The 11,981-nt window shown below is 44.8% G+C and carries 11 protein-coding genes; 9 read left to right on the top strand and 2 right to left on the bottom strand.

Annotated features, from left to right (window positions below):
* The 6 genes from VIN08_RS20615 to fabF form a co-directional block, all read left to right on the top strand.
* Positions 1 to 760, top strand: a 760-nt coding sequence (locus VIN08_RS20615; protein WP_331969117.1) for an amidohydrolase family protein, incomplete at its 5' end; no start/stop codon positions are given.
* A gap of 2 nt (positions 761 to 762) precedes the next feature.
* Positions 763 to 1,536 carry an SDR family oxidoreductase gene (locus VIN08_RS20620; protein ID WP_331969119.1) on the top strand — a complete coding sequence of 258 codons (774 nt, stop codon included), beginning with the start codon at positions 763 to 765 and terminating at the stop codon, positions 1,534 to 1,536.
* A gap of 63 nt (positions 1,537 to 1,599) precedes the next feature.
* Positions 1,600 to 2,862: an L-fucose:H+ symporter permease gene (fucP, locus tag VIN08_RS20625; RefSeq protein WP_331969121.1), complete on the top strand. Its 1,263-nt coding sequence runs from the start codon at positions 1,600 to 1,602 to the stop codon at positions 2,860 to 2,862.
* Positions 2,859 to 3,200, top strand: coding sequence for an L-rhamnose mutarotase (locus VIN08_RS20630; protein WP_331969124.1), 342 nt, complete (start codon positions 2,859 to 2,861; stop codon positions 3,198 to 3,200). Before fucP ends, VIN08_RS20630 begins: the two co-directional genes overlap by 4 nt.
* Before the next feature lie 328 nt (positions 3,201 to 3,528).
* Entirely contained in the window at positions 3,529 to 4,119 is a 591-nt protein-coding gene (locus VIN08_RS20635) for a TetR/AcrR family transcriptional regulator (RefSeq protein WP_331969127.1), read from the top strand.
* Between the two features lie 8 nt (positions 4,120 to 4,127).
* Complete coding sequence (fabF, locus tag VIN08_RS20640) at positions 4,128 to 5,378, top strand: beta-ketoacyl-ACP synthase II (RefSeq protein ID WP_331969130.1); 1,251 nt, start codon at positions 4,128 to 4,130, stop codon at positions 5,376 to 5,378.
* A 66-nt stretch (positions 5,379 to 5,444) separates the two neighbouring features.
* Here fabF and VIN08_RS20645 read toward each other — a convergent pair whose 3' ends face one another.
* Together VIN08_RS20645 and VIN08_RS20650 are read right to left on the bottom strand one after the other, a co-directional pair.
* Positions 5,445 to 6,797: a sensor histidine kinase gene (locus VIN08_RS20645; protein WP_331969132.1), complete on the bottom strand. Its 1,353-nt coding sequence runs from the start codon at positions 6,795 to 6,797 to the stop codon at positions 5,445 to 5,447.
* 140 nt (positions 6,798 to 6,937) lie between these two features.
* The gene (locus tag VIN08_RS20650; protein ID WP_331969135.1) at positions 6,938 to 8,320 is read right to left on the bottom strand and encodes a sigma-54 dependent transcriptional regulator; all 1,383 of its coding nucleotides are present in this window, start codon (positions 8,318 to 8,320) and stop codon (positions 6,938 to 6,940) included.
* A gap of 435 nt (positions 8,321 to 8,755) precedes the next feature.
* On the opposite strand from VIN08_RS20650, the gene VIN08_RS20655 reads away from it, so the two are divergent.
* The 3 genes from VIN08_RS20655 to VIN08_RS20665 form a co-directional block, all read left to right on the top strand.
* Positions 8,756 to 10,003 carry an efflux RND transporter periplasmic adaptor subunit gene (locus VIN08_RS20655; RefSeq protein ID WP_331969137.1) on the top strand — a complete coding sequence of 416 codons (1,248 nt, stop codon included), beginning with the start codon at positions 8,756 to 8,758 and terminating at the stop codon, positions 10,001 to 10,003.
* Positions 10,004 to 10,119: 116 nt separating this feature from the next.
* Positions 10,120 to 10,809 (top strand): ABC transporter ATP-binding protein, encoded by a 690-nt coding sequence (locus tag VIN08_RS20660; protein WP_331969140.1) that lies wholly within the window; start codon positions 10,120 to 10,122, stop codon positions 10,807 to 10,809.
* A 308-nt stretch (positions 10,810 to 11,117) separates the two neighbouring features.
* On the top strand, positions 11,118 to 11,981 hold an 864-nt coding region (locus tag VIN08_RS20665), incomplete at its 3' end, for an ABC transporter permease (protein ID WP_331969143.1).

Genomic DNA, 11,981 nt, shown 5'->3' on the forward strand with positions numbered 1-11,981 from the left:
TGAGATGCGCGTAATACAGCGCGACTTTCTGCCGGATGATCTGGCTCCTATACTTCGTGCCAATAATATTGACGGATGTATAGCCGTGCAGGCCGATCAGTCGGAAGAAGAAACACATTTCCTGCTGACGCTGGCAGAGCAGCATGATTTTATAAAAGGTGTTGTAGGGTGGATCGATCTGCGTGCCGATAATTTACGAGAGCGGCTGGAGTACTTCTCGCAGTATAAAAAGCTGAAAGGCTTCCGGCATATCGTGCAGGGCCAGCCGGCAGGTTTTATGCTCGATGCTAAATTTATGAAAGGCGTAAAAGCCCTGGCTTCGTTTCAGTATACCTACGATCTGCTTATATACCATTACCAGCTGGACGAAGCGTTGCAGTTTGTGCAGCAGGTGCCCGAAGTAAAGATAGTGGTAGATCATATAGCGAAGCCTTCTATACGCACCAAAGAGAAAACAGCGTGGGAGTTGAACATGGCAGCGCTCTCCACTTTTCAGCATGTATACTGTAAAGTTTCGGGTATGGTAACAGAAGCCGACTGGAAAAACTGGAAGGAGGAAGATTTCTTTCCCTACCTCGATGAGTTGCAGGAGTCGTTCGGTATGCATCGCCTGCTATACGGTTCCGATTGGCCCGTGTGTTTGGTGGCAGGTTCGTACGAGCGGCAATTATCGATTGTTCAATCGTATCTTTCCACCTTTTCGAACGATGAAAAGCACCTGGTGATGGGTGAAAATGCCAGGAAGTTTTATAATCTTTAGGGATGGAATTAAATCTCACAGATAAAATTATCATCGTAACGGGTGGTGCGAAGGGTATAGGCGAAGGGATTGTAGAGGTGCTGGCGAAAGAAGGAGCTGTGCCGGTGATTGTTGGCCGCAATGAAACAGACAACCTGCAAACTCAGGAAAAGATAGGAGGCAAAGGCTTTCAGGTAGTAGCTGAACTCACCAATCCAACTGAAAGTAAAAAAGCAGTAGACGCTGTTCTGAAAAAGTATAATCGTATAGATGGCCTGGTAAACAATGCCGGAGTAAATGATGGCGTTAGTTTAGAGAATGGAAATTACGATGCGTTTATGGCGTCACTGCACAAGAACCTGGTACATTATTACCTGATGGCGCAGCACGCGTTGCCAGCATTGAAGCAGTCGAAAGGTGCCATTGTAAATATAGGATCAAAAACTGCCGAGACCGGGCAAGGAGGCACGTCTGCGTATGCAGCTTCTAACGGTGGTCGCAATGCGCTTACGCGCGAGTGGGCCGTAGAGTTATTGAAATATGGTATACGCGTAAATGCTCTTATCGTAGCCGAATGTTATACTCCGCTATATGAACGCTGGGTAAAAACATTGCCCGACCCGGAACAGGCATTGCAGCGCATCACAGAAAAAATTCCACTCGGTAAACGCATGACTACCGCGGAGGAGATTGGCAACACTGTAGCCTTTTTACTCTCCGAGCGGTCGAGCCACACCACCGGCCAACTCGTATATGTAGACGGTGGCTACGTGCACCTGGATCGCGCTATATCGTAATATATACTGCGCTATATATATCTTCACCAACAAGACTCCAAATCACTACAACCCATTATACCTATGCCGATTGTAAACACCACCACAGAAACGATCTCTTCGAGCGGATCGGTTACCGCCAACCGCTCGTATCTTATTCCTTTCATTCTGGTAACAAGCTTATTCTTTCTTTGGGGTATAGCTAACATTATGAACTCTGCGCTTATCGCGCACTTTCAGCCGGTGTTCAAGATCAGTCGCGCACAGGCATTACTGGTAGAAACGGCATTTTACTGCGGATACTTTACCATTGCTATACCTGCCGGTTTGTTTATGGAAAAGTATAGCTATAAGAAAGGTATAATACTAGGATTGTTTCTCTACGCAGCCGGGGCCTTGCTATTTATACCGGCAGCCAAGTTGCTTACCTTTGGTTTCTTTCTGATAGCGCTCTATGTTATTGCCAGCGGACTCGCTTTTCTGGAAACAGCGGCCAATCCATACGTAACAATTTTAGGAAGACCAGAGACTGCTATACAGCGAATCAATTTCTCACAATCATTTAACGGTCTTGCGTTAGTAGTAGGCCCGTGGATAGCCGGTCAGTTTATCTTCGCAGGTAACGAAGGTGCTATAACAACACTCGAAGAAAAACAGCAGGCAGCCGATGCCGTTATATTCCCCTATGTGATGCTGGCAGGCGTAGTGCTGTTTGTAGCGATTCTCTTCCTCACAATTAAAATGCCGGAGCCGGGCAAAGGAGCAGCGTTGAAATTTAACAAAGCTATATTTAAGAAACGCCACCTGATGCTAGCCGTATTGGCGCAGATGTTTTACGTAGGCGGCCAGGTAGGTATATGGGGCATTACACTAAATTTTGTTACCGATCTTATACCCGGCACCAGCAACGAAGTTGCCTCTAAATACTATATGGCAGCAGGCACAGTATTGTTTGTGTCAGGCAGATTTTTAGGAACGTGGTTTATGACCTATATAAAAGATCATAAGCTGTTGGCACTCTATGGAGCTGTTGTTACATTACTTTGTTGTGTCGGTATGTTTGGCGAAGGAAAGATAGCGGTATATGCATTGTTAGGTACCAACTTCTTTATGTCGATTGGGTTCCCGACTATATTTGGTCTGGGTGTTCGCGATCTTGGTGAAGATACCAAATTAGGATCATCGCTGATCATTATGTCTATAGTAGGTGGTGCTGTACTTCCACCGCTGATGGGATATATAGCGATTGAACATATTCAAATGTCGTTGATCATTCCGGCTATTTCTTTTGTAGTAGTATGTTTCTATGGCCTGGAAGGGTATAAATTGAAATCAGCGAAACGATGAAACGTTATTGCCTGGCATTGGATCTGAAAGATGATCCGAAGCTGATTGCCGAATACGAAGCCTATCATAAACAGGTTTGGCCCGAGATATTAAAGAGTATACACGATGCCGGTATAGAATCGATGCAGATATACCGTGCCGGCAATCGTCTCTTTATGATTATGGAAGTAAACGATACATTCTCGTTCGAGAAAAAATCACAAGCCGATAAAAACAATCCACGCGTGCAAGACTGGGAAGACCTGATGTGGAACTACCAGCAAGCACTGCCATTTGCCAAAGCAGGAGAGAAGTGGGTGTTAATGGAGCGCATCTTTGAATTAGCCTCTGGTTACTAGCTGCTGGCTAAAGGCTTAAAGCTTAAAGCAGAAAGCTTAATGTATAGTGTGAGTGTGATGTGAAGCGTGTGTGATACCGCTATATCTGTATGGTGAGTATTGAACTTCTAACCTTAAACATTGAACCTTAAACTTTCTGCTTTCAACTTTCTGCTTTCAACTTTTAGCTTCTTACTTCTTACTCCTTACTCCTTGCTTCTTACTTCTTGAGCCTTAGACTTCTAAACCTTCAGCTTTTCCACTTTAAGCTTTATGCTTTCTACTTCCGGGGAACTTTAAACTTTAAAATTTTGTAAAATATACCAATTGGTATAATTTTACGGCAGTTATGACGAAGGCTGAACGGACGCGTCAATATATTATTGAAAAAACGGCTCCTCTCTTTAACAAGAAGGGTTTTGACGGAACTTCGTTGAAAGATCTTACTGATTCTACGGGTCTTACAAAAGGAGCGATCTACGGTAACTTTGCCGATAAAGAAGAGATAGCACTCGAAGCATTCAAATACTCCATGACCAAAGTGCGCGAGATGGTGCATCTGGAAATGGAAGATGCCAATACCTATAAGAAACAACTCATTGCTTTGCTGGAATTTTATGCGCGGTATGTTTTTAATCCGCCAGTGGCCGGTGGTTGTCCGCTGCTAAATACGGCTGTAGAAGCAGACGATCATCATTTACCCATGCGCAAAGTAGTAGTAAAGGAATTATTGGAGACGATACATTTCATTACCTCTTTACTCGACAAAGGCGTAAAGGCCGGGGAGTTCAAGAAGGGTATAAAAACAAATGAAATTGCCTACACCTTGTTTTGTTCTGTGGAAGGAGCGCTTATGTTTGCGCGCGCAGAACGATCCGATGAACCTATGCAGATCATTGTTCGTCACTGCAAAAACTTGTTAAATCAAATCAGTAAATAAAAGTAAATATGCAACAACGCAGAGTAGTCGTTACAGGTTTGGGAGCCCTGGCACCCCTGGGCAATACCGTTGGAGAGTTTTGGAAAAACCTGATTGACGCGAAAAGTGGTGCCGCCCTCATCACCGCATTCGACACCACGAAATTCAAAACCAAGTTCGCGTGCGAGCTGAAAGGTTATGATCCGCTCAATTACTTTGAGAAATCGGAAGTGCGCAAACTCGATCCGTTTGCACAGTATGCTTTGGCGAGCAGCGATGAGGCTATAAAAGATTCAGGTCTTGATCTGAATGCGATTGATAAAACACGTGTAGGGGTTATATGGGGTTCCGGTAACGGAGGCTTCTATACCTTTCAGCAGGAGATGATCAACTATGCAAAAGGTGATGGTACACCGCGCATCAACCCGTTCTTTATACCGAAAGTAATTGTCGATATAGCATCCGGCTGGATCTCCATCAAGTATGGCTTTATGGGGCTGAACTTTACAACGGTATCGGCATGCGCCACATCTACCACGGCCCTCATCGATGCCATGAACTATATACGCTGGGGAAAAGCAGAAGTAATTATAGCGGGAGGCTCGGAAGCTGCGGTGAACGAAGCGGGTATAGGAGGGTTCAATGCCTTGAAAGCTCTTTCTACACGCAACGATGACCCTGCACGCGCATCACGTCCGTTTGATATAGGCCGCGATGGCTTTGTAATGGGCGAAGGTGCCGGGGCTTTGGTACTGGAAGAATATGAACACGCCAAGCGCAGAGGTGCCCGTATATATGCTGAAGTAGCAGGTGGAGGTATGTCGGCCGATGCATATCACTTAACGGCTACACATCCGGAAGGAGCAGGTGCTATGCTCGGTATGAAGTGGGCGCTGGAAGATGCCAACCTGAAACCCGAAGATGTAGACTATCTGAATCCGCATGCTACATCTACACCGGTAGGAGATGAGAGCGAGATGAAAGCGGTATCGAAATTCTTTGGCGACCATGCCGGGAAACTGCACATCAGTGCCACAAAATCGGCAACTGGTCACTTGCTGGGTGGTGCCGGTGCTATAGAAGCGATTATCTGTATAAAAGCTATTCACGAAGGAATTATACCTCCTACAATCAACACAGAACAGCTAGACCCTACGTTGCCACAAGGTCTTAACATCGTGCTTGGCAAGAGTATCAGGAAAGATATAAACGTAGCGATGAGCAACACGTTCGGCTTTGGCGGGCATAACGCTACGGCTGTATTCAAGCGTGTAGACTAAATATACCAGAACAAGAAAGATGTATATCAAGTCCCTCTCCCACAGGAGAGGGACTCAGGGGTGAGGTTAAAATCGGAGTGTAAATATAGTCTTCACTTCGGGCTCTGATTCAACAGTAATGGAGCCGTTGTGCATCTGCATAATCTGCCGCGACAGACTCAGGCCTATACCTGAGCCTGTTCGCTTGGTAGTATAGAAAGGAACAAAGATGTGATCGATCGCTTCTTTGATAATACCCTGCCCGTTGTCGATAACTTCAATTAATATAGCGCTGCCATCGTAGCGGCCTATCAAATCAAGTTTTGGATTTTCAGTATCGCCCAATGCTTCTATAGCATTCTTCAACAGGTTGATCAATACCTGTTCGATCATTTCTACGTCAGCTTGTATCGTCAGGTATTCCGAGCTGCAGGTATAGTGAAAGTTGATGCTGGTCTTTTTCAACTCTGTCTTCATGAGTTGTGCTACGTGTTCTATTAAACTCTGTAGCCGTACCGTTGCAAGCTTGGGTTTGGGCAGCGAAGTATATTCGCGATAGGCATCAATAAATTTGATGAGCCCTTTACTACGATTTTCAATGGTACTCAGACCTTCGCGCAAATCATCGGCACCTTCTCCTTTTAACTCGTAGTGTTCACCTTTGCGCTCCATATCATGGTCGAGGATCTCGCGCAGCGTGGAGGTAAGCGAAGATATAGGAGTAATGGAGTTCATGATCTCGTGGCGCAGCACGCGCGTCAGGTTTTGCCATGCTTCGAGTTCCTGTTGTTGCAGTTCCGGCTGAATGTTTTGCAGCGTGATCAGTTTTACATCTGTTCCGCGAATGCGCAGCTCCGTGGCCTGCACCGTAAGATGCAGTTCATTGCTGCCTTTATATAGTTCGCTCTTGCCCGACTCTACACTATTAATGGAATGATATAGTTTTGGGTTGATCGCGATCAGCTCATTGATATTTTTGATGGATGTTATACCCATAAAGCGCTTGGCATTCGCGTTGATGAGTTGCACATTGCCTTCTGTATCGTACGATAATATACCGGTGCGTACCTGCTGCACTACGGTGTTAAGATACTGGCCATGCTCTTCTTTTTCTGAACGCGCCCTGCGAAAGGCTTCGAGCACCTCATTGAAGGCAATGTTGAGATCTTTAAAGCTCTTGCCAAGTTTGTTATCGGAAGCAAAGCCCGAGATAAAATCAGAATACTTTACGGATTCCAGAAAGCGTGTAAGCTTACGGTTGGTCTGACTTACAAAGCGAAAGATCTCGATCAGTTGCAGAATGATGATCGTACCCATCAGCAATGCCGCGAATAACATATTGGGGCGAGCCACCATGTACATGAACAGTGCCATGGTAACTCCCAGCATAATTACCCGCAGAATAACCCGGGTGCGAAAATCTTTAAAACCGAACGTCACAGAATAGTCAGATCCAAAAGTTTACAGTTCAACGTTCCAAGTTAAAAGAATAGTTATTGCATTGCACTATATCTTTCAAAACTTTAGAACTTCTTCACAATTCCATTATACCTGTATTAGTAGCTTTTGGAAGCTATTCATTACAAGCCATACTTTTCCAGCCTGCGGTAAAGCGAAGAGCGGGTAAGTCCCAGTTCAGTAGCAGCCTGGGTAATGTTACCGTTATATTTCTTCAGCACCTTGCGTATCAGCAGTTTCTCTACTTCTTCCAGGTTGTATTGCTCCAGGCTGAGTTGTCCGTCTTCTTTACCTGATTGAGGTGTGAAGTTGAAGTCTTCCGGTTGTAATACACTGCTGTTGCTCAGGATCACTGCGCGTTCTATAGCATGCTGTAACTCGCGGATGTTGCCCGGCCACGGATGTTTGTGCATGCGCGTCATGGCACCTTCGCTGATCTTGGCTACAGTTTTCTCGTACTTGCCGGCATAGTATTTAAGAAAGTGATTGGCGAGTAAAGGTATATCTTCAAAGCGATCGCGCAGCGATGGTATTTCTATCTCTATGGTGTTTATCCGGTATAACAAATCCTGACGGAAGCGATTCTCCTTTACCATATCATATAGCGGCATGTTGGTAGCACAGATGAGGCGGATATTTACCGGTGTATCTTTGTTGGAGCCTACACGACTTACCTTTCTGTTTTGCAAAACGGTTAGCAGTTTTGCCTGCAACGGCATAGATAAATTACCGATCTCATCGAGGAAGAGTGTGCCGTTATTGGCGAGTTCAAATCTGCCGGCACGATCTTCTTTCGCATCGGTAAAGGATCCCTTCTTGTGGCCGAAGAGTTCGCTTTCAAAAAGTGTTTCGGTAATAGAACCTAAATCGACACTCACAAAATTTTCATTCTGTCGTGAGGAGTTCTTATGTATAGCGCGGGCAATGAGTTCTTTACCGGTTCCGTTCTCACCGAGTATAAGAACATTGGCATCGGTCTTGGCCACGCGATCTATAGTCTGAAATATCTTTTGCATGATAGCACTCTGACCGATGATCTCGCTGAAGCGGTTGTTGAGCACCTGGTTTATTTCCTGGTTCTTGATCTTGAGGTTCTCGATCACATCGCGCGATTCGCGCAGCCGCATAGCGGAATATAGTGTAGCGAGTAATTTTTCATTCTCCCACGGCTTCAACACAAAATCTGTAGCACCGGCTTTGATCGCTTTCACGGCCATCTGTATATCGCCATACGCGGTAATCAATACCACTACCGAAGAAGGATCGATCTGCAGTATACGTTCCAGCCAATAGTATCCTTCGCTGCCGCTGCTTACGTCTTTCGTAAAATTCATATCGAGCAGTATCACATCATAGTCTTCATTGCCCATGAGTGCCGGTATAGCTTCCGGGTTCTTCTCAATATCTACCTGTGCAAAGTGGCGCTTCAAATACATTTTCGCTGCCTTTAAAAGATCTTCATTATCATCAACAATCAGAATCTTTCCATGCTTCGTTTCGGACATTATGTTCAGAGTTTAAGTATAGTATACAGGTGTTGAAGTGTTGAGGTGTTGGTGTGTTGAAGTATGGGGCCTGCGTGGTATATATACTATACCATTTTGCGTAAGCCAACATCAATACACCAACACGTCAACACCTGCGCACTTCGCGTGCGCACGTCCGGAAGCGGGCAAAGGCTGTACCGAAACCGATACAGGGTAAAAAATTGGAAAAAACACGATTTAGAAGGATTTCTGTGCGAAATGCTGCGTTCGCATCCGGACACACACGTTCACATGTGAACGAGACTATAGCGATAATAATGTTGAATTGAGGGTAATTTCGCATTCCAGTGCTTGGCACACTTGTTGGCTTGCAGCCAGTATCCTGCTTGCTTGATGTTGCCTGCGGATGACACACAGGTAAGTAAGCAAAGGGTATATAATAACGAAAGCAGAATGGACAAACAGATCAAGAAAAAGAAATGGACGGTAAAACGTCTTGCTACCTATGGTGGAATTTCCGTGTTAGTAATTTTTGTTGCGTACCAACTGATCTTTGCAGACAGGCGGCAAAAACTAAAAATTGAGAAAGACAAGATCACGATCTCAACTGTAGCAAGAGGCGTGTTCCAGGAATTTATACCACAGACCGGTACGGTGGAGCCCAGCCGCACGGTATATCTTGATGCTGTTGAGGGGGGTAAGATCAAACGCGTAGTGGCCGAAAGCGGTGCTATGTTGAAAGCCGGAGATATAATTTTAGAATTAAGCAACCTTAACCGCGAATTGGATGTCTTAAACCAGGAAGCTCAGTTAACGGAGACGATCAACCGCGGACGTGATACTCGTTTAGGTATAACCAAGAACGATCTGGAACAACGCCAGACACTTGCCTTGATCGATAACCAGCTGGCTATACTGGAGCCTCAATTTAAAAGAGAGAAGCAATTGTTTGAGAAGAAGCTGATCTCGAAGCAGGCCTTTGAAAAAACAGAAGCTGACTATAAGTATAACATGGAGCGCAGAAGGATTACATACGAAGTATACCGGAACGATTCAATTGATCGTATCCGCCAGATAAAGGATCTGAATCTTTCTGAACGTAAACTTACGCAGAACCTGGAAGGTGTAGGGCAAATCCTGGATAACCTGGTGATCCGCGCCCCGATGGATGGACAGTTGTCGCGACCACAGTTGGATGCCGGACAGAACGTAACACCGGGTCAGCGTTTAGGTCAGGTAGATATAGTAGGAAGCTATAAAGTACGTGTGCCGATCGATGAATTGTATCTGCCGCGTATCACGACCGGGCTACACGCCACTACGTCTTTTAACAATAAAGACTACGAACTGGAGATCATGTATATATACCCGACCATTGAGAACGGGCGGTTCTTTGTAGACATGAATTTTATAGGGGAAGCACCCGGTGGTATACGCAGAGGACAGTCGCTGAGATTGCGTATCGAGTTAGGGCAGTCGTCTGAAGAATTACTGTTGCCGGTAGGCGGCTTCTACAAAGATACCGGTGGTAACTGGGTATTTGTAATGGAAGGAGAGAACAAGGCTGTGCGCAGAGATATTAAACTTGGCAGAAAGAATACGGAGAATTTTGAGGTGTTGGAAGGACTGAAGCCGGGAGATAAAGTTATAACATCTTCTTACGAAAACTTTGGCGACAGTGAAGTATTGCTGCTGGATTAATGTAACTTTTGAAAAGAAGAGAAGTATTATACCAGTATAGCAGAAATATAGAACTATAGTCTGATAGAAAACATCATATCTGAAAACCATAAATTGTACAACAAAATAAACCTGCCATGATCAAACTGAAAAATCTCGAGAAAGTCTACACGACAGAAGAAGTAGAAACAACAGCCTTGAACAGCATTAACCTTGAAATTAAAGAAGGTGAGTTTGTGGCCATCATGGGTCCTTCCGGTTGCGGAAAATCAACCCTGCTCAACATCCTCGGATTGCTCGATAATCCTTCTGGTGGAGAGTATCATTTTGGTGAACATGAAGTTGCCAAATATTCTGAGCGCCAGCGCGCACAACTTCGTAAAGGTTCTATAGGCTTCGTGTTCCAGAGCTTTAACCTGATCGATGAGCTTACTGTATTTGAAAATGTAGAGTTACCCCTGCTCTATATGAAAGTACCTGCAAGCGAACGCAAGCAACGTGTAGAAGAAGTACTCGAGCGCATGAACATCATGCACCGCAGAAATCACTTCCCGCAGCAGTTGTCGGGTGGTCAGCAACAACGTGTGGCCATCTCACGTGCTATCGTAGCAAAGCCAAGAGTAATTCTGGCCGATGAACCTACCGGTAACCTGGATTCTGCCAACGGTGAAGAAGTAATGAAGCTTCTTTCTCAATTGAATGAAGAAGGAACAACCATCGTAATGGTAACGCACTCACCGTATGATGCAAACTATGCACACCGCATTGTTAACCTCTTCGATGGTAAAGTAGTAACAGAAAACATCAAGGAGCATTTCCATATTTAATAGAGGAAGCTCTGGTGTAAATATACTGTAAAAGTAAAGGTGCGTCCGTTGATCATGGCAGACATGTAGACGGCGCATCCTTTCTGATCAGCCTGGCAATTCGCAGTGCCGGGCTTTTTTATTATATACTTTTTGATCTATAGGGGTGTACGTTGGTGAACATACCATTGTACAATTCCGTATGATATAGCACACCTAAAGCGCATTTATACTGTTTTTCAGCAATGGCATATTTATTGGCCGTTGGCATGCAACCTCAACCGCCTGATTGTAGTCTTATACTCAATTCGAAAAACCCTGTATACCCCATGATTAAAAATTACCTTCTCATCACGCTGCGCAGTATGATGAAGAACAAGCTCTTCATCTTTATTAATGTGTTTGGTTTAGCCATCGGTATAGGCTGTTGTATAGTAGCCTATTTCAATTATGAGTTTGATGTTGTGTTCAATGCTCACCATGTTAAGAGTGAAAAGATATACCGCATAAGTCAGCTTCGCGAGTTTGAAGGCACCGAAAAGCTATACGGTTATGCACCGCTGCCGATGGGACTGGCTGTAAAACAAAATATACCCGATGCAGAAAAAGTAACGCGACTGAACCGCTCGTGGTCTAATTTTAAAGTAGACGATAACCTGTTTCCCGGTGGTGTTGCGTACGTTGATCCTGACTTCTTCGATATATTTACCTTCGAGTTTATCAATGGCAATCCTGCCGATCTGAAAGACAAATCAAAAGTATTTTTGAGTGATGAACTGGCGAAGAAGCTGTTCGGCAGCACCGATGTTGTAGGCAAACAACTTACACAGGTACTCGGAACCGAGCTGAAGGAAATGACCGTAGGGGGTGTATTCAAGAAACAACCACCAAGCTCAAGCTTTTACTTTCAGTCGTACATGCACTTCGATAATTTTTACGATGATGCAGAAGATGTAAAAGAAGACGACTGGAAAAACTGGACTTCGTTGTTTGTATTGGTAAATGATGCCAGCCGACTCACAGCTATACATAAACAACTGCAAGGCTATAAAGAGAACAACAATAAAGTGCGCGAAGACTTTCTTGTAAAAGAGTTTGTGCTCGATCCATTTATAGGCATGGCTCAGCGCGATGATATAAATAATACATGGAGCGAAACCCGCGATGCCAACTCGCGCGCGGCTGTATATGCG

Origin of the sequence: Ohtaekwangia sp., from assembly GCF_036568665.1 — a bacterium.
In the GTDB taxonomy this organism is placed as follows: domain Bacteria; phylum Bacteroidota; class Bacteroidia; order Cytophagales; family Cyclobacteriaceae; genus Ohtaekwangia.